Annotated in this window: 17 protein-coding genes; 6 read left to right on the forward strand and 11 right to left on the reverse strand. The window is 32.7% G+C overall.

The window, feature by feature from the left end:
* Position 1: 1 nt before the first annotated feature.
* Genes ELQ12_RS00200 through ELQ12_RS00210 form a run of 3 tightly spaced genes read left to right on the forward strand, consistent with a single transcriptional unit; the run spans position 2 to position 2,953 of the window.
* On the forward strand, positions 2-1,717 hold the full coding sequence (locus ELQ12_RS00200) for a nickel-dependent hydrogenase large subunit (protein WP_004305674.1): 1,716 nt from the start codon (positions 2-4) through the stop codon (positions 1,715-1,717).
* A 10-nt stretch (positions 1,718-1,727) separates the two neighbouring features.
* On the forward strand, positions 1,728-2,420 hold the full coding sequence (gene cybH / locus ELQ12_RS00205; protein ID WP_002855770.1) for a Ni/Fe-hydrogenase, b-type cytochrome subunit: 693 nt from the start codon (positions 1,728-1,730) through the stop codon (positions 2,418-2,420).
* Complete coding sequence (locus ELQ12_RS00210; RefSeq protein ID WP_044780122.1) at positions 2,417-2,953, forward strand: HyaD/HybD family hydrogenase maturation endopeptidase; 537 nt, start codon at positions 2,417-2,419, stop codon at positions 2,951-2,953. Before cybH ends, ELQ12_RS00210 begins: the two co-directional genes overlap by 4 nt.
* Here the strand turns inward: ELQ12_RS00210 and recR are convergent.
* From recR to ELQ12_RS00225, 3 genes are read right to left on the reverse strand one after another with little or no spacing between them, the layout of a single operon-like run.
* Positions 2,950-3,522 carry a recombination mediator RecR gene (gene recR, locus ELQ12_RS00215; RefSeq protein ID WP_134264488.1) on the reverse strand — a complete coding sequence of 191 codons (573 nt, stop codon included), beginning with the start codon at positions 3,520-3,522 and terminating at the stop codon, positions 2,950-2,952. The genes ELQ12_RS00210 and recR overlap by 4 nt on opposite strands.
* Positions 3,522-4,757 (reverse strand): ArsS family sensor histidine kinase, encoded by a 1,236-nt coding sequence (locus ELQ12_RS00220; protein ID WP_044780121.1) that lies wholly within the window; start codon positions 4,755-4,757, stop codon positions 3,522-3,524. The genes recR and ELQ12_RS00220 overlap by 1 nt, the downstream gene beginning before the upstream one ends.
* Positions 4,754-5,425, reverse strand: a complete 672-nt coding sequence (locus ELQ12_RS00225) for a response regulator transcription factor (protein WP_002861955.1) — start codon at positions 5,423-5,425, stop codon at positions 4,754-4,756. The genes ELQ12_RS00220 and ELQ12_RS00225 overlap by 4 nt, the downstream gene beginning before the upstream one ends.
* 154 nt (positions 5,426-5,579) lie before the next feature.
* On the opposite strand from ELQ12_RS00225, the gene dnaJ reads away from it, so the two are divergent.
* A complete protein-coding gene (gene dnaJ / locus ELQ12_RS00230) occupies positions 5,580-6,704 on the forward strand; it encodes a molecular chaperone DnaJ (protein ID WP_044780120.1) in 1,125 nt (374 codons plus the stop codon).
* Positions 6,705-6,821: 117 nt separating this feature from the next.
* Here dnaJ and ELQ12_RS00235 read toward each other — a convergent pair whose 3' ends face one another.
* Positions 6,822-8,126, reverse strand: coding sequence for a major outer membrane protein (locus ELQ12_RS00235; protein WP_044780119.1), 1,305 nt, complete (start codon positions 8,124-8,126; stop codon positions 6,822-6,824).
* Positions 8,127-8,377: 251 nt separating this feature from the next.
* On the reverse strand, positions 8,378-8,833 hold the full coding sequence (locus tag ELQ12_RS00240; protein WP_002853170.1) for a low molecular weight protein-tyrosine-phosphatase: 456 nt from the start codon (positions 8,831-8,833) through the stop codon (positions 8,378-8,380).
* A 54-nt stretch (positions 8,834-8,887) separates the two neighbouring features.
* On the opposite strand from ELQ12_RS00240, the gene ELQ12_RS00245 reads away from it, so the two are divergent.
* Positions 8,888-10,072: an MFS transporter gene (locus ELQ12_RS00245; RefSeq protein WP_070285141.1), complete on the forward strand. Its 1,185-nt coding sequence runs from the start codon at positions 8,888-8,890 to the stop codon at positions 10,070-10,072.
* 17 nt (positions 10,073-10,089) lie between these two features.
* Positions 10,090-10,752: a DUF4230 domain-containing protein gene (locus ELQ12_RS00250; protein WP_070210324.1), complete on the forward strand. Its 663-nt coding sequence runs from the start codon at positions 10,090-10,092 to the stop codon at positions 10,750-10,752.
* Between the two features lie 35 nt (positions 10,753-10,787).
* Here the strand turns inward: ELQ12_RS00250 and ELQ12_RS00255 are convergent, their stop codons facing one another.
* The 6 genes from ELQ12_RS00255 to ELQ12_RS00280 form a co-directional block, all read right to left on the reverse strand.
* Positions 10,788-11,270 carry a DNA-deoxyinosine glycosylase gene (locus tag ELQ12_RS00255; protein ID WP_002861949.1) on the reverse strand — a complete coding sequence of 161 codons (483 nt, stop codon included), beginning with the start codon at positions 11,268-11,270 and terminating at the stop codon, positions 10,788-10,790.
* Positions 11,267-13,426, reverse strand: a complete 2,160-nt coding sequence (locus tag ELQ12_RS00260) for a polyribonucleotide nucleotidyltransferase (RefSeq protein WP_134264489.1) — start codon at positions 13,424-13,426, stop codon at positions 11,267-11,269. Before ELQ12_RS00260 ends, ELQ12_RS00255 begins: the two co-directional genes overlap by 4 nt.
* A gap of 69 nt (positions 13,427-13,495) precedes the next feature.
* Positions 13,496-15,544 (reverse strand): LPS-assembly protein LptD, encoded by a 2,049-nt coding sequence (locus ELQ12_RS00265; protein ID WP_134264490.1) that lies wholly within the window; start codon positions 15,542-15,544, stop codon positions 13,496-13,498.
* Complete coding sequence (locus tag ELQ12_RS00270; RefSeq protein WP_002871012.1) at positions 15,534-15,986, reverse strand: RDD family protein; 453 nt, start codon at positions 15,984-15,986, stop codon at positions 15,534-15,536. The genes ELQ12_RS00265 and ELQ12_RS00270 overlap by 11 nt, the downstream gene beginning before the upstream one ends.
* Complete coding sequence (gene purD / locus ELQ12_RS00275) at positions 15,983-17,233, reverse strand: phosphoribosylamine--glycine ligase (RefSeq protein WP_070283097.1); 1,251 nt, start codon at positions 17,231-17,233, stop codon at positions 15,983-15,985. Before purD ends, ELQ12_RS00270 begins: the two co-directional genes overlap by 4 nt.
* A 239-nt stretch (positions 17,234-17,472) precedes the next feature.
* On the reverse strand, positions 17,473-18,933 hold the full coding sequence (locus ELQ12_RS00280; RefSeq protein ID WP_070240383.1) for a hypothetical protein: 1,461 nt from the start codon (positions 18,931-18,933) through the stop codon (positions 17,473-17,475).
* Between the last annotated feature and the right edge of the window lie 25 nt (positions 18,934-18,958).

An 18,958-nucleotide genomic window follows, 5' to 3' on the forward strand; every position in this document is an offset into this window, starting at 1 on the left:
AATGAGTCAAAAAATAATCGTAGATCCTATTACAAGAATTGAAGGGCATTTAAGAGTTGAAGTTGTTGTTGATGATAACAATGTGGTAAAAGAAGCTTATGCTGGCTCTACTTTGTGGCGTGGTATTGAAACCATAGTAAAAGGGCGTGATCCAAGAGATGCGGGTTTTATGACACAAAGAATTTGTGGAGTTTGTACTTTTTCACATTATAAAGCAGGTATAGTTGCTGTTGAAAATGCTTTAGGTATTACTCCACCTTTAAATGCGCTTTTAACAAGAACTTTAATGAATGCAGCTTTATTTTTACACGATCATATCGTGCATTTTTATCAACTTCATGGGCTTGATTGGGCTGATGTGGTAAGTGCTTTAAGTGCTGATGTTAAAAAAGCAAGCGATGAAGCTTTTAAATACACTCCAAATCCTTATGCAACAGGTGCGGATAAACTTCTTGAAGTGCAACAAAGACTTAAAACTTTTGTAGATAAAGGAAATTTAGGACCTTTTGCTAATGCGTACTATGGTCACCCAACTTATCGTTTAAGTCCTGAGCAAAATTTAATCGTTCTTTCTCACTATTTAGAATGCTTAAGAATCCAAAGAATCATTGCTCAATGTATGGCGATTTTTGGAGCTAAAAATCCACATCCACAAAGCTTAACTGTTGGTGGTGTAACTTGCGTTATGGATTTACTTGATCCTGCAAGAATGGGTGAATATATGGTTAAATTCCAAGAAGTACAAGACTTTGTTAATCGTGCGTATTATCCTGATCTTGTGATGGCAGGAAAAGCTTATGCACATGAAGCAAGCGTTTTAAATGATATAGGGGTAAATAATCTTTACACCTTTAAAGAATTCCAAATCGGAAGAGATGAGTGGCTTTTTGAAAGTGGTATTATCAAAAATGGAGATTTAAGCAAGGTTTATGAAGTAGAAGAAGATAAGATTACTGAAGAGGCAACTCATTCTTGGTATGCAGACAATGAACCTTTACATCCTTATGATGGCAAAACAAATCCAAATTATACAGGACTTGTAGATGGAGAAAGCGTAGATCATCATGGAAATAATGTTCATTCTAAAGTGTTTGATACTAAGGGTAAATATAGTTGGATTAAAGCTCCACGCTATGAAGGAAACCCTATGCAAGTAGGACCTTTAGCAAATATCGTTGTAAATTATGCCAAAGGTAATCAAAATGTTGTTCCTGTAGTAGATGAGTTCTTAAAAGAAACAGGACTTCCTTTAAATGCTGTATTTAGTACACTTGGAAGAACAGCTGCGCGTTGTATTGAAGCAAAAATCGTTGCAAATAATGCTTTAAAAGCGTTTAATAATTTAGTTGAAAATTTAAAAGTAGATCAGAGTACTTGCGCGCCTTATGTGATCGATAATTCTAAAGAATACAAAGGACGCTATATGGGGCATGTGCCACGCGGAACATTAAGTCATTGGTGTAGAATTAAAAATGGCGTCATTGAAAACTGGCAAGCTGTGGTGCCTTCTACTTGGAATGCAAGTCCAAAAGACGCAAATGGCGTAGGTGGAAGTTATGAGCAATGTTTGATAGGACTTAAAATCGCTGATGTAAAACAACCGCTTGAAATCATTAGAAAAATTCACTCTTATGATCCTTGTATTGCTTGTGCGGTGCATGTAATGGATACTAAGGGCAATAATCTAAGCGAATATAAAGTGAATGTCAATTTATAAGGAGGCTTTCATGCAAAACAAAGAAGAAAAATTGCAAAGAAAAGCTGAATATGAATTTAGCATAGGTTTGCGTTTAACGCACTGGGTAAGAGCTATTGCTATAGTGATTCTTATTGGCACAGGATATTATCTTTCTTATGTGTTTCAAAGTCCTATTAGTAACGGCGAACCCGTAAATTTTATGCAAGCAAAATACCGTTTAGTACATCAAGCGGTGGGTTTTGTTTTAATCGCTTGTATTATTTTTAAAGTATATTTGTTTTTTTGTGACAAGGTAAGTGCAAAAGAACGCAGAAGTGTATGGGATATTTTTAATATCAAATTATGGATAGAACAAGTAAAATTTTACATTTTCTTAGGAAAACATCCGCATTTAAAAGGGGTTTATAATCCTTTGCAATTTGTAACTTATTTTTTCTTTTATCTTGTGATGTTAGGTATCATTCTTACAGGGCTTATTCTTTATACTCATACTTACCATGAGGGCTTAGGTGGGCTTTTATATCATATTTTAAGACCACTTGAAGCTGCAATGGGCGGTTTGGCTGATGTAAGAACTTATCATAGAATTTTGATGTGGGTGATTATGATTTTTGTACCAGTACATATTTACATGGCGATTTTTAACGCAGTAAAAGGTAAAGATGGTGCTATGGATGCTATTATTAGCGGATATAAATTTGTAAAAGAAGAAAAACATTGAAATTCTTAGTCCTTGGAATAGGCAATATCATGTTTGCAGATGAAGGCTTAGGCGTTCATCTTTGCAAACAACTTGAAAAAAACTACAAATTCACTCATCCTGAATTTACTTTAGATTTTATTGATGGTGGAACTTTAGCTTTGCAACTTAGCTATATCATCGCTAGGTACGATAGACTTATCGTTTTAGACTGCATAGAAGCGCAAGATGCGAGTATAGGAGATGTATTTTTCTTTCCTTATGATGCTATGCCTAATAAAATTAGCTGGAGTGGAAGTGCTCATGAAATAGAAATGCTTCAAACCTTGCAATACATGGAACTTGCAGGAGATTTGCCTAAAACACACATCTTAGCTTGTGTGCCAAAGCGTATTGAAGCGATGAGTTTTAAGCTCTCAGATGAGCTTATACAAGGGGCTAAAATCATGGAAAAAACTTTACTTGATTTTTTAAGCAAGGAAGGTTTTGTTTATGAAAAGATTGCGGATTTTTCTTTGCAAGAATTAGCTGATATTTCTTATAAAAATTTCTAAATTTTTGTTCTAAAATTCATAGCTTTATTTAAAGAGATTAAATCCACATTTTCTAAATTTACACCACTTGGAATTCCTTGAGCGATTTTACTAAAAGTTAGGTTTAAATCTTTAAATTTATCTTCTATAAAAAAGATAGTTGCATCAGAATTAATGCTATGTGTCAATGCAAAAATGAGCTCAGAGATATTTAGCTTAAGTATGATTTGCTTTAGTTTTTCAAGTTTTTCTTCATTTAACTCATCTAAAACAAAATATAGCCCATTGTAGCTTTGACTCTCTTCGAGTGTTAGTATATCTTTTGGGCTTTCAACTATACATAAAATGTTTTTATTTCTTTCTTCATCGCTGCAAATTTCGCAAAGCTCATTTTCACTTAAAGCACCGCATTGCTCACAAGGTTTTATAAAGCGGATAGCATTTTCTATATTGTGTGCGAGTTTCATACCATTGATTTGATTATTTATGCAAAGGTGATAAGCAAGCCTTATGGCGGTTTTTTTCCCTATGGTAGGTAAATTTGCAAAACTTTCAACAAGTTCGTTGAATTTTTCTAGGCCTTTTGCCATTATTTTTCTTTATCTCCAAAGAAAATTTTAAAGCAATGCTTTCCATCATCATAAAAATAAATCAAATCAAAATTATGCAGTTTACATACCTCTGAAACTATATAAAGTCCTAGTCCCATACCTTTGACCTGATTGTGTTTTTCTCTTGCGAAAGCTTCAAGATAATGTTCTATAGGCTCTGCTAAAGGCTTGCCTGGATTTTTAATGGTAAAACATTCTTTACAACAAAAAAGCTCACAAGTGCCATTGTTTGAGTATTTTAAGGCATTATCGATAAGATTTTTTAAAATTACAGAGAAAATTTCCATATCAACATTGATTAAAGCATCATATCTAATATCAACTTTTACAACTTTATTAAAATCATCTCTCATAAGGTGTTCTTTAGCTTCCTCAAGTATAGTGCTAAAACGACTAGGTTTAAAGTGTAAGTTGTAGTTTTTTGAAAATAAATTTTCGATTTTGGCAAATTCATTGATCAAAGAATCCATACGTAAAAATATAGCGATAAGTCTTTCTTTTTGTCTGTCTTCTTTGATCATTTCAGAAATAATTCTCCCTTTTCCTATAGGGGTTTTTAACTCATGCATGATTGTTCTTAGGAAAAGTTGTCTTGATTGGATTAATTCTTGATTTTTTTTAAAAGCTTTTTGAAATTCAAAGGCGATTTTTCCTACTTCATCTTCTTGATAATCTAAAAAATCAGGTTGCTCCCCATTTGCAACTTTAGCAACTTGCCTTCTTAATTTTTTTAAAGGTTCTAAAGATTTTAATACCGAAAAATACATAAAAACAACCAACAAAGAAAAAGAAAAAAATCCTATTAATAAAAGATTATAAACTCTATCGCTAGTATTTTCTTCATATAAGCCATCAAAATCTTTACATTGAACATCAAAATAAAGATTGCTATGATATTTTAAAGAAGAAAGGGTGCAAAATTCTCCATTTGCTTTAAAAAGTGATTGTCCATTATTTCTTATGCTTTTTACAAGATAGGGATTTTGTATAGTATTAAAACCGCTATTTTCAAGATAGGATCCTATTTTAGCACCTGAAGTGTTTTCATAGGAGATGAGTAAATTTTTTATAAGATTTTCTTGTTTTAAACTTTCTTCTTCGTTGTAAGCACTTCCTTCTATTTTCAAAAGAACGATAAAAAGCACACAAACTAAGAAAAAAGTAACAACAAATAAAATAATTAGCTTGGTATAAATAGAATAATTTTTTGTCATCCTATTAGTTTATATCCTATACCTCTAACAGAAAAAATATGTTTTGGGGATTTTGAACTATCTCCTATTTTTACTCTTAATCGACCAATGATAACATCAAGACTTTTAGAATCTTTATCTTTTAGATTTTTACAGCGACTTACAAGCTGTTCTCTTGAAACGCTATATCCGTGCTGTTGGATAAGGTATTCTAAAATTTCAAACTCAGCAGGAGTAAGTGTTAAAACCTTATCTTCATAGGTGATCTCATGCCTTCTCTCATCGATTTTGAAAGCAGAATTAATATTTTCATTATTTGCGTGTTCAACTCTTTTTGTGCGACGAATAAGACTCATAATCCTTGCATACATTTCTTTTGGATCGTAAGGCTTTGGTAGGTAATCATCAGCACCAATTTGAAGCCCTACAACCTTATCGCTTAAGTCGCCTCTAGCTGATGAGATAATAATGGGAATATTGCTTTTTTGTCTGATTTCTCTACAAACTTCAAGACCGTCAATTCCTGGTAAAGTTAAATCCAAGATTAGGCAATCATAGCCTTGAACGCCTACATTTAAGGCGCTTTTAGGATTTTCAAAATTTGTGATTTTAATATTAAACTGCGCTAAATACTCAGATAATAATTGCGCAAAATCAGGATCATCTTCTATCATCAACACATTAATCATTTTAGCATCCTTTAAATTTTATCTAAGATTTATAATATTTGCATAATTTTATTTAAAATTTGATAAATTATTGATTTTATTTTTGCTAAAATTAGATTTTTGAATTTTTAAGATTAAAATTCTAGCAAAATTTTAAATTTTTTAAAGGAATAATGTGGAAATAAGTTATTATGAAATTCTTGAAATCACGCAAAATGCTGATAAAGAAACCATAAAAAAAGCCTATAGAAAAATGGCTTTAAAATACCATCCCGATAGAAACCAAGGCGATAAAGAAGCAGAAGAGAAATTTAAGCTTGTTAATGAAGCCTATGAAGTTTTAAGTAATGATGAAAAGCGAGCTATTTATGATAGATATGGAAAAGATGCTTTAAAAGGCGGTGGATTTGGTTCTAATAGCTCAGGTTTTGGTGGTTTTGAGGATTTAGGAGATATATTTTCTAGTTTTTTTGGAGAAGGCTTTGGCTCATCATCGCGTCGTAGAAAGAGTTCAAATGATGAGAAAATCCCTTCCGATTTTATCGTTAATTTAAAATTAAGTTTTAAAGAAGCGATTTTTGGTTGCAAGAAAAATATAGACTTTACTTATAAATGTTCTTGCAAAACTTGCAATGGAACAGGGGCTAAAGATGGAAAACTTCAAACTTGTCCAAAGTGTCAAGGTAGAGGACAAGTTGGAATTTCTCAAGGTTTTATCACTTTTGCACAAACTTGTCCTGATTGTCAAGGAAGTGGAGAAAAAGCTAGTGAAAAATGTAGCGATTGTAAAGGTTTAGGTTATAATGAAAGCAAAGATAGTGTAGAACTTAATATCCCAGAAGGTGTAGATACAGGTATGAAACTTCGTGTCAATGCTAAAGGCAATATCTTAAAAAATGGCACTAGAGGGGATATGTATGTTAAGATTATCGCTGCCGAAGATGATACTTTTATCAGAGATGATGATGATATATATATAGAATTTCCAGTGTTTTTTACTCAAGCTATCTTAGGAGAGAGTATAAAAGTACCTACCATACGCGGTGAAGCGACCTTAAATTTACCAAAGGGTGCTAAAGATGGGCAAAGATTTGTTCTTGAAAAAGAAGGAGTAAAAGATGTTCATAGTTCTCGCATAGGAAATCAAATCGTTCAAATTTCTATCAAATTCCCAACTTCTTTAAACGATGAACAAAAAGAACTTTTAGAAAAACTAAGTGAAAGTTTTGGTATCAAAGATGGTATGCATCAAGAGCAAAAAGGGCTTTTTGAAAAAATCGCTAATTGGTTTAAGTCCTAATTTTCCTAAAGCTTTTTAGCTTGGGAAAATCTTTTTTTATATAAATTTAAGTTTTAAAAATCAGGCATAAAAAAAGGCGGGGTTTTACCCCGCCTTAAAGTTAAACTTGAAAACCCCTTAGAATTTGTAAAGAGCTTGAAGTCTTACAGCATCGTGATGAGTGCTTTCAGGATCTGTATTAACATTTACATAAGAGTAGAATGCTGAGAAGTTAAGTTTTGGAGAGTATTTGTAATCTACTCTTGCAACAGCTTCAAGTTTCTTACCACCATTGCCAATTTCCCCTGTTTTTGTTCCACCGTATACAAAGTCAGCACCAACGCGAACTGTTTCATTAAAAGTATATCCAGCAGTTACATAACCAAAGATATTTCTACCAATATCGCCATTTAAATTAGAACCATTAGTATAGAAAATTTCTTCACCTGCAAGCAAAGAGCTAAGATTACCTTGATCTTCAATTGTGGTTAAAGTAACTTTATCTTTTTTACCATAGTATAAACCACCAAGGCTAGCATCCCAACCATTTAATTCAACACTACCTCTTAAAGCGAAGAAATTACCGTTAGCTGCTTGATTTGAAAGTGCATTTTTAAGTTTGCTATCCAAGGAATTTCCTAGGTAAGCTCCTTCAAGAGTCCAGTTGATTCCATCAAAGATAGTTGTGCTATAAGCTGCATCTACAGCATATAAGAATGCATTATCACTCATATAAGCTAACCATAATTGAGGATTAAATTGTCCACCTAAGAATTCATAAGAACCTATGGCAGCAGCACCATAAAGATTTTTATCCCAGTTTAAAGCACCGCTTGTATCGCTATCACCTTGAGGATTTCCACGATTAAATTGAACTCCTGTAATTTTGTTACTACCAGGTTCTTGAGTGATTATTACAGTAGAGTCTGAAGCTTCGTTGAAACTATCTACTGCAAAAGCAGCTAGAGTTAAACCATCGATGCTGTTGTTTACTACTTTAATACCTGTTCCAACTAAACCATCAACTCCATTATCAGTCCAGATAGTGTTTAGTTGTTGTTTACCAGCGATTACGCTTGTTGCAACATCTTCATTTGTATAAGTTAAATATAATTGGCGAACACTTAAGGTATCACTTGTGTTGCTGATGCTATTTTCACCATAACCACCATCTTTCGAATTATAGTCAAATTGAACAAAAGCTTTGAAGTTATCAGCTATAGCGGCATTAAAGTTAACTTGTGCTCTGTATTTATGATCTTGTTTACCAGAAATACCAGAACCATAATTATCATTGCTCCATGGATTGCTACTTTCATATCTGTATCTTAATACTCCAGATACATCGATATCTTTGATCGCTTCTTCAAGTGGAGTAGCGTTAGCTGCTGAAAAAGCACCTGCAGCAAGAGCTGCAACTAAACTAAGTTTAACTAGTTTCATGAGAATTCTCCTTGTCAAAAATTAATAAAACATCGTAATTGTAGCACATAAATTTGGAGTTTTTTCTTAAGAAGCACTTAAAATAGTAAAAATTTTAAATCTGAAGGATAAAAACATCTAAAGAAAAGCCTAGCTAAAGGGATTTAAGCTAGGCGTGTAATTTTAAGGAGTTTTTCTTATGAATGTTTTTCGGTTCGTTTAGAAGTATAAGTCTAAAAAGTAAACGAGAAGTAATATATAGTTGTTTTAAATTATTTTGATAAAAAAACAAGTAAATTTTTACAAGCTAGGGATAAAATTTTATAAGTTTCATCAAAATTTCCACTATACCAAGGATCAGGGACTTCATCGTAGTTTAGACTAGGACTAAAATCAGTGATTTTTAAAACTTTGTTTTGGGTGTTGGTGAAGTTTTTTAAAACATTTTTGAAGTTAGAATTGTCCATGGTGATTAAAAAATCGCTTTCATCGCAAAGTTTTTGAGTGAGTTTTTTGCTTGTGAAGTTTTTGTGTTCTATGTTAAGTTGGGCAAGCTTGTTTTTGGTGCCATAGTGCATACCTTCTCCATCGTGTTCTCCTGAAGTTCCAGCGCTGCTTATAAAAAATTCTTTTTCTAAATTTGCTTTTTTGACAAGATCTTTCATGATAAATTCTGCCATAGGCGAACGGCATATATTGCCTAAGCATATAAAGAGTATTTTTTTCATTTTTATCCTTGAGTTTTAATTAAAAATTATAAAAAATATCATACAATAAAATCCATGGAAAATTTCAATAGAACTTTGCTTGTGTGTTGGTTTGGTGTTTTTACCACAAGTATGGGGCTTAGTCAAATCGCTCCGATTTTGCCTTTTTATATCAAAGAACTAGGACATGTTAATACGAGTGAAATAGCGTTTTATTCAGGACTTGCTTTTGGGATCACTCCGCTTTTTATGGCTGTTTTTTCGCCTTTATGGGCTTTTTTGGGTGCAAAGTATGGTTATAAAAATATGCTTCTTCGTGCAAGTTTTGGGATGTCGGTTTTAACCTTATGGCTCAGTTTTGCTCATAGTGCTTTAGAAGTGGTTTTTGTGCGGGGTTTAACAGGGATAATTTCAGGTTTTACTTCTGCTGCTGTTGTGTTTATCGCTGTGATAGCACCTAAAGAAAAAGTGGCTTATGCTTTAGGAACTCTTTCTACGGCTTCTATAAGTGGAAGTTTGCTTGGGCCTTTGTTTGGTGGCTTTGTGGCTGAATTTTTTAGCATTAGTGCGGTTTTTGATGTGGTGGCTTTTTTGATCGCTTGTTCTTTTGTGACGATTTATTTTTTCATCCATGAAAGAAAAATTCAAAAAGAGGCGAAGAAAAATACCCAAAAAGTAAAAGAAAACAAAACCCTTATCATCGTTCTTTTTATCACTACTTTTGTGATACAATTTGGTACTTTTGGAGTGATGCCGATTTTAAGTATTTATGTTGAGCAAATTCATCAAGGTGGAACTTTAGCTCTTTGGGCGGGTATAGTGGTGGCTGCAAGTGGGATTAGCAATCTTTTTTTCGCACCAAAACTTGGAAAAATCGCTGATAAGATAGGGCCTAGTAAGATTATTTTTGGAGCTTTGATATTTTGTGGAATTTGCTTTTATTTGCAGGCTGTAGCAAGTAATGTTTATATGCTTATTTTCGTACGTTTGCTTATAGGTATAGGGCTTGGAGGGCTTTTGCCTTGTGTGAATGCCTTGCTTAAAAAAAGCGTGAGTGCTAAAAATTTAAGTGTGATTTTTGGTTTTAATCAAACTTGTCAATTTTTGGGAAATTTTTGTGGTGCTTTTGGTGGAGGGCTTATGGCTTCGCATTTTAGCGTGGAATTTGTTTTTACTTTTGTGTGTTTGATTTTTATCATTAATGCTTTTATTTTCTTAGCGTTTGAGAAAAAATATATCTTTTCAAATCAAGGTTTATAAATTTAGAAAGGTTTAAAATGGAAATGATTTTATTTGTTTTAGTGATGATTTTGCTTGTGCTTTTATTTATAGTGCTTTTTAGGCAGTACAAAAGCCCTAAAATAGAAGAAAAAAGCACGCAAAGTTTTAGCGATATCATGCAGCTTAAATCCATAGGAGAATTAAGTGTTTTTCAGGTTTTTAGCAAAGAGATTGTCACTAAAAAAGATAGTGCTTTTAATGGAATTTGGAAAAATCTTTTAGGATGGTCTTTGAGTGAAAGACAGATTGCTTTGATTTTTGAATTTGAGATCACTTTCTTGTATGATTTAAGGGATAAAAACTTTGATATTTTGCCTTTAGGGGACGATGCTTATAAGATCATCATGCCAGAGTGTAGATACAAACACAGCATCATAGATATGAAATTTTATGATGAAAAAAATGCTAAATTTTTACCTTTTTTACTGCCTGATTCTATCAATAGTACGGGAATTAATTTTAGCGAAAGTGATAAAAACAAACTCATAAAAGAAGCCAAAGATGAGGTTAAAGACTTGTCTTTAAATCTTATCCAAAATTTAGAAAGCAAAATTCATAAAAGTGCTAAGGATACTTTAGAAGCTATTGCTAAAGGTTTTGGGGCTAAGAGAGTAGAATTTGAATTTAAAGATAACACACAAAAGCTAGATGTAAACTAGCTTTTTCTTTTCTTGCTTGAGTGATGCTTAGTTTGTTATTTTGTAAATTTTTTGATTATTTCATAGTTTTGTAAAAGCTGTTCAAAAGAAAAATTTAAATTTGCAGGAGAAGTTGAGGGTAGGGCTATGGCTTTTAAATGAGAGTGAAATTTAGTAAAAAATTTATAAGCACTTTGTCCGGTGGTAAAAATGGCTTGGATTTTGGCTTGAGAAAGGATCAGGTTTAAATCATTGGCTTTTGCATAGCTTATGGTTTTATCATCTGAATTTTTTATCTTGCAACTTTGAAGTACATCCCAAAGAGCGATATGTTTTTTTCTTAAAAAGGCTTGTTGTTCTGTGATATTTTCTAATTTTACATCAAAAAGTGTTTCTAGTATAGGCCAAAAACGATTTCTTGGGTGTTGATAATAAAAGCCGTCTTGTCTTGATTTGATAGAAGGAAAAGAGCCCAAAATTAAGATTTTAGAATCCTTGTCAAAAAAAGGCTCAAAAGGGTGAGTTAGAAATTCACTCACTCGCACAAATCCACAGAAATTTTTCCGTTTTTAATTTCGCTGATTTTAACTTTTAAGCTTTGGTTTTCGCTTAAATTAAGATGCTTGCTTTTTGAACTATGCAATAAACCATCAACACCATTTTTAAGTTCCACAAAGGCTCCAAAAGGAGCGATTTTTTTAACAATACCTTGAAATTCTTGCCCAAGTTCAAAGTCTGATATATCTTTGTCTTTAGAGCCTTTTTTAGTTCCTTTTTGAGAGCTTGTGATGTTTATGATATAGTCTTTTGCGGCTTTGATTTGCTCGTTTTGATTACCTGCTATTTTTACTTCACCTTTTTCGCGATCTAAGTCTATAGAAACGCCAAATTTTTCTATGATTTCTTTGATGGTTTTTCCAGCTTGCCCTATGATATCAACGATTTTTGAAGGATCAACGCTAAAAAGCTCAAGTTTAGGTAAAACTTCTTCATTGACTACGATTTCTTTGGCGGCTTCTTCCATGATATTTAGGATGTGAATTCTTCCTTCTTTGGCTTGGTATAAAGCTTGTTTTAGTGTTTCTTGATCGATTCCGCCCAGTTTTATATCCATTTGAAGAGCAGTAACGCCGTCTTTGCTTCCTGCTACTTTAAAGTCCATATCCCCATCATGATCTTCAAGTCCCATGATATCTGTTAAAACAGCAAATTTGTTATCTTCAAAGATAAGCCCCATGGCTACTCCTGCAACAAGTTTTAAGCTTGGCACTCCTGCTGCTTTTAGGGCTAAAGATCCGCCACAAACCGTTGCCATAGAACTTGAGCCATTGCTTTCTAAAATTTCACTGACTAAGCGGATTACATAAGGATAGTTTTCATCTATGCTTGGATAAAGTGCTCTTTTGGCTAAATTTCCATGTCCTAGCTCTCTTCTTCCTGGAGCTTTGATAGGACTTGCTTCGCCTACTGAAAAACCTGGAAAATTATAATTTACCATAAAGCGTTCGCTTATAGGATTTTTTTCTGTAAGCAAGTCTATCATTTGAGCATCGTTTTCTCCGCCTAAGGTTGCAACCACTAGAGCTTGAGTTTGTCCACGAGTGAAAAGACAAGAGCCATGAGCGTTTGGCAAGAGATTGGTTTCTATACTGATAGGACGCACCTCGTTTAAACTTCTACCATCAGCTCTTTTGCCTTCATTTAAAATTTGCTCACGAATAAGTTTGCGTTTGACTTTAGCTAAGGTATTTAAGATACTTTCTTCGCTCCAGTCTTTAGCGATTTCAAGATTTAAAATTTCTTTAGCAATTTTATTTAGTTCGCTTGCTCTTTCGCTTTTTGCCATTTGGTTGATGGCTTCTTTGATTTGTTTTTGGAAATTATTTTCTATAAAAGCTAAAATTTCAGGATGTTCAATCTCATTTTTTAGTTCGATTTGAGAATTTTTTTTGTGTTTGCTAAAGGCTTCTTCATAGGCATTTGAGCCATTTAATATAGCTTTTTGAGCTAAATTTAGAGCTTCTAAAATTTCATCTTCGCTAAGTTCATTCATATTTTGTGAAGTGGTTTGAGTTAAAACATCAGCATAAGGAGCTTCGATAAAAATTTCATTTTCTTTTTGATCAGGTAAGGCTCTCATTTCTATCATCAAAAGCTCATCTTTTACACCTGCTACATAGAGATCTAGAGTGCTATTTTGAAGCTCTTCATTGTTTGGATTGAGTATGAAATTTCCATCTATCTTTCCTATGCGAACACCACATACTGGAGCTTTCATAGGTATATCACTAAGATAAAGTGCCACGCTTGCGGCATTTAAACTCATTACTTGCAAATCTACTTTAGGATCGGCTGAGAGAACCATCACAACGATTTGAGTTGGATAAGCATAGCCTTTTGGAAAAAGAGGGCGTAAGCTTCTATCGATAATACGTGCTGTTAAGGTTTCTGCATCACTTGGCTTGGTTTCTCTTTTGACATAACCACCAGGGATTTTGCCCGAGGCATAAGCTTTTTCGATGTATTGGACGGTTAGAGGTAAAAAATCTTCTTCAACTTGTTTTTCTTCTCTTGCAACTGTAGCTAGAACAACGCTTTTGCCTTGTCTCACTAAAACAGCACCAGCAGCTTGTTTGGCGACTTTATCTATATCAAATATTTCTGTATTTTTGTTAATTTCTATGCTGTATTGCATTATTTTTCCTTTTTTACCAGATAATAAATTCGTAAAATTTTTTAAAATATTTAGCAAATTTCATCCTTTTTAAATTTTGTTTTCACTTTCTGCTAAAGAGAAATCGTATTTTACTCCTCCTAAAGGATAGAAGTTGAAAATAAAATAAACTCCGCTTTGATTTTTAGCTGTGATACCACCACTTGTGAGTTGTGGATCGATTCTTTCTCTATACATTAAAGAATAGTTCCAACATTTTCTTTGATAGGTATAGCCAAGTTCCCACATGTTTGCATGAGCTCTTTGAGTATCAAACCAAATTCCACCAAATAAATTGTAATTAGGTGTGGCAATATAATTTGCTCTTGTGCCAATAAAGCTATATTTTCCATACTCATCGTTTTGATAAGCATGAGAAAACATCCAATTAAATTTTGAATTTGTATTGACTTCTATTTGGCTGATGACATTGGTAAAGCGACTTTGCTCATAAGAGTAAAGCACTTCGCTGTTGAGATTGATGTTTTCATTAAAATAATAAGTTAAAAGATTTTCAAGTTTATAGAATTTATTTTGTTTATTGAGATAGTCAAGTGAAAATCTGTGTTTGAGTTTTTTTTGTCCTTCGTTGTTATAGAAATATTGTACAGCATAAAGACTTGTATGTTCGTTTTCTTTGTCGTATTCTTCAAGATAATCTTGCGTGATTTTACCTGATTTTGCTCCTGGTAAAATGTAATTCACTCCTAAATTTAAAGTATGAAAGAAATTTTCATAAGCTTTTGAAAGATCGGTGTAGAGATTAAAATCATGAGTGTTTCTAAAATAATGCTCATGGTTTCTTTCGGGATCGTTGCTATAATTTACAAAAGAAGCATAAAATCTTTCTGTAAAAGTAAAGTGTAAAAAGTTTCCAAAAAAAGCATTGTGATACGAGATAGGCAAGTCTAAATTTAACTTATTTGCATAAGAACCAGCAGGTCGGTAAAAATTATGAAATGAAGCATCAAATGAATAACGTAAGCGTTCATCAAAAAGGTTATTTAAAAATCTATGATATTGAAAGCTTGGATATTCTTGCAAGGTTGTATTGTTGCTAAGTTTAGATGTGTCGATATAATATCTTGCATAAGCTCCATAAAAATTGTTTTCATCAGCTAAAAAATAATTGATTTTGGAGGTTACAAGCGAGTTAAGATCTCGATAATCTCTACTTCCTAAATTTAAATAATCCACATCGTTGAGATAGGTTGCATCTATCCATAGACCTTCTTGAAAATTATCACTGAGCAAAGATTTGATTAAATCATCTCTTGAGTATTTTAGTTCTATTCCATAGTGGGTTTGGTTTTTCAAATTTTCATCGTGAAAATAGGAGCTATTTTCTCTAAAAGCACCAAAATTTAATTCTCCTGTTGAATATGGAGAATCAAGAAATCTTAAAGTAGAATAAAGTCCAAAACCACGGTTTGTTCGAATTTGTGGATCAAGTTCTAAATCCCAATTTTCTTGAGTGGCAATATAAATAGGTTGTTCATAGTATAAGCCTTCGCTACTTTTTAAAACGATTTTTGGGATTAAAAGTCCGCTTTGTCTATGAGTATCAGCACTAAATCCAAAATAAGGTAGATAAAAAACCGGGGTATTTTTAACATATAATCTTGCATTGTAAAGATGAACAAAATTGGTTTCCCGGTTAAGCCAGCCTTTTGAAAAACGAATTTCCCAATCAGGATCTTCAACATTGCAGCTTGAAACTGCTGAAATTTTACTTTCAAAGACTTTATCATTTAGATGGCTTGTTTTGCTTTGAAACCATACTTCAAGATTATTATTGGAAAAGAAAAAATTACTAAAATCGGCTTGATTGGAATTTAGGTTGATTTTAGCATAATCAGAATGTGATCTTTCGTTTTGTCCCCTTAGGATGTTAACATCGCCAAAAAGCTCAACATCTCCGGTTTTTTCATTGTAAATTGCTTTATTGGCAGTGATGAAATAAAAATCAGAAAAAATAATAACATCATTGTTTGCAGTAAGAATATCACCTTCTTTTTTTGCATCAAGAGCGTAAATATCAACTTGTGCTGCACTTAAAGCTATGCTAGTTCCTAGCAATAGGGAAAATTTACGCCACATCGACTACTATTGTCCTTGCTAGATAATCCTCCCAAGCTTTGCGTAAATCATTACTTAAAGCCCAAGCAAATCCAAGCATAAATGCCATAGCACTAACCTGTCTTATGGCAGATCTGATGCAACTTTGGATGAGATTGGGTTTGTCAAGAAGATTTTCATCCAAGATGATAATTTTGCATAATATTTTTCCCAAACTTGCCCCATAAAGATAAGTAAAAATTGCTTGATAACTAAAATGAAGCAAGATGAAGCCAAGATAAAAATTTCCTATAATTTGAGTTGTTTCAAATAAATCTTTTGCTTGGATTAGACGATCATAAAAAATGATAAACACAATCAAAGAAATAATCATATCATCGATTAAAAAAGCTAAAACTCTTTTTCCAAAACTTGCTATTTTTAGATTTTCACGCTCTAAGCGGTCTTGTAAGTTTTCTTTCATTTAAGAACCTGATGAGCGATGTCTTTTCTGTATTGCTTTCCTTTGAAATTTACATTATCACAAAGTTTATAAGCATTTTTTTGCGCTTCTTCTATACTTTTTCCTGTGCCAACGCAAACCAAAATTCTTCCACCATCAGCCATTAATTTGCCATCTTCTAGGCTTACTCCAGCATAAGAGATATGAGAGTTTTCAGGAATGTTATTTACAGTAATTTCACTTTTTGGTGAACTTTTGTAAGGATAGTTTTCACTCGCGCATACAACCCCTACTGCAAATTCTTTTTTGATTTTGATTTTTGCGTGTCTTAAGCGTCTTTGAGTAGCAGCTAAAATAAGTTCCAAAGGATTTTCGATTAAAGGCATTAAAACTTCACATTCAGGATCTCCAAAGCGAACATTAAATTCTAATACATAAGGTTTATTTCCAACGATCATAGCGCCTATAAATAAAACACCACAAAATTCCGCTCCTTCTTTTTTCATGCCTGCTAAAGTCGGTAAAATAATATCTTTTTGAACTTTTCTAAGCAAGCTTTCGTTCGCCAAAGAGCTAGGAGCGTAAGCACCCATTCCGCCAGTATTTGGCCCTTGATCATTATCGAGTAATTTTTTATGATCTTGTGCTACAGGAAGTAAAACAAAATCATTGCCATCACATACTGCAAAAATGCTTAATTCATAACCATCTAAAAATTCTTCAATTACAACGAGTTTTCCAGCATCTCCAAAGCTTTCTCCGCTCAGCATTTTAGCTGTTTCTTCTATGGCTTCTTCATGAGTCTTAGCTATGATAACACCTTTTCCTGCGCAAAGTCCATCGGCTTTTACTACTATAGGAGGGGTTAAACTATGTATAAAATTTTTTGCTTTTTCAATATCATTTGTGTTTAAAAATTTAGCTGTTTTGATACGGTATTTTTTAAGAAAGCTTTTCATAAAAGATTTTGAGGTTTCAAGCATTGCAGCAGCTTTACTTGGCCCAAAAATAGCAAGTCCTTGTTGTTTAAAAATATCTACAACACCTTCAGCTAAAAAACTTTCACTTCCTACTATACAAAGATCAAAACCTTTTTCTTTTGCATAGGTTGCTAAAACTACTGGATCTTTTAGGTTTAAATTTGTTCCAAGACTTTCGGTAGCGCCATTTCCAGGAGCAAAATAAAACTCTAAATTTTTGTCTACTCTTCTTAAGGCTAAAGCAATAGAATATTCTCTTGCACCACTACCCAAAATCATTATTTTCATTTATATCTCCTTTTAAACCCAAACAGCCGTTTAACAAAGATTGACCCCAAAAAGTCAAAGAAAACCGCTAGGTAATTTTTAAAGGCTGCAACTTCTCGCTTTTTTCAAAGCTCAAACGATGCCACAGAACACGGTAAATCACACAATCGCAGTTAATAAAAATGTGTTGGATCACTTTAAATACCACAAACTGTTTAGGCAAGGAAATTATAACTTAATTTAGCTTAAATTTCTATGTCTTAAATCAGTTTAAATTTGGTTTTTCCTGATTTGTCAAAATGCTTTCCTTGTAAAATAATATCGGCAACATTTTCCCAAACATGTTTTTCATCAATATAGACTATATCAAAGGTGTTATCACGCATTAAAGACTGATAATTCACTTTTTTAGGTGCGTATTTTACTAAATAATATGGATTTTGTGAAAAGTTTTCAATTTTTAATTTGCATAATAAATCTAAATCCGATGTGACAACTAAAAATTTTTTTCTTTGTTCTTTTGTAATTTTTTGAATATACACTAAAAGTTTTTGGTCAAAAGGATTTAGAGCGGATTTATTTAAGCGACTTAAGTAATGTTCTGCAAAAGAAAGAGAACAGAAAGAATTTTCTATATTGCTCATAGTAAAATAAGAATTTTTAACCCCTGATGATTTTAAAGATAAGTGCCAAATTTTAACATCCATTATGGTTGCGCATAGATTTAAACCTGTGACAATTTTTTTAAAGAGCTTTTCTCGTGAAAGCTTAAAAGCATTTTCGAAAATATTGTAATTTTTCTTATAAAAATCCTCCCTTATAGCATCAAGTCTTTTTAGTGTTGTTCTGTAGTATTCTGCTTCTTTTTGTAGCTTAGCCAATCTTTCTTGTCGTGCTTTAAGTTTTTCAGGGTCTACATTGGCCGCATTACTTTTAAGATTTATTTCAGATTGTAAAGTTTTCATTTGTGCTTCAAGTGAGGCTAGACGATTTTTTCTTGTATCTATGGTGGCTACTAAAGCTTGGTAATGACACTGCAAAGATAAAAAAGTTTCGTTAAAAATTTTAGTGATATTTGGTTTTTGATCAGCTATCATTTGCTTATATGAATTCTCTAAATGCATCATGATACTTTTTAACGCGCTAAATTGGGTTTGGTCTATGCTATTATCCATAAAAATTAAAGTATCATAAGCTTTAAATAAAAATCTTTTAAGTATAAGATAATCAAGTATGCAAGGAATTTCCTTTTCATCTTGTAGATTGGCTTGAAGCGTTTCTACGGATAAAATTTCATGGGCAAAATATTTTTGTATAGCTTGAGGTATAGTAAAAGAAAGAGGAATTTTTTCTATACTGTCAAAGTCTGTTGTTCTATAGAGTTCTGTTATATAAGCACTTCTTCTTGAGTTTTGCAAGTCTTCTAATTCATCATCATTATCAGTTTTCCAAAAATCATGCTCAGTGATAAAATCCCCTTCTTTAAATTCTTGAAATTTTGAAGGTTTTATACCCGTTATGGTTTTGCTTGTTTGAACGGGTTTGCCGTCTTCTGCTTTTTTTTCGCTAGAAAGAGTTCTAAATTCCACAAGCATACCAACACTTGGCATACTTTTTTTATCATTCCAAATTTGGCGATTGAAGTCAAAAAAGGTATTTGCTGAGTTTGTAACGGTTCCACGTCCTGTAGAATCCATATAAATAGCTATTTTTCCATGCATATTTCTTCCTTGAAATTTCTTAAAT

Origin of the sequence: Campylobacter sp. US25a (assembly GCF_004379075.1) — a bacterium.
Classification (GTDB): Bacteria; Campylobacterota; Campylobacteria; order Campylobacterales; family Campylobacteraceae; genus Campylobacter_D; species Campylobacter_D jejuni.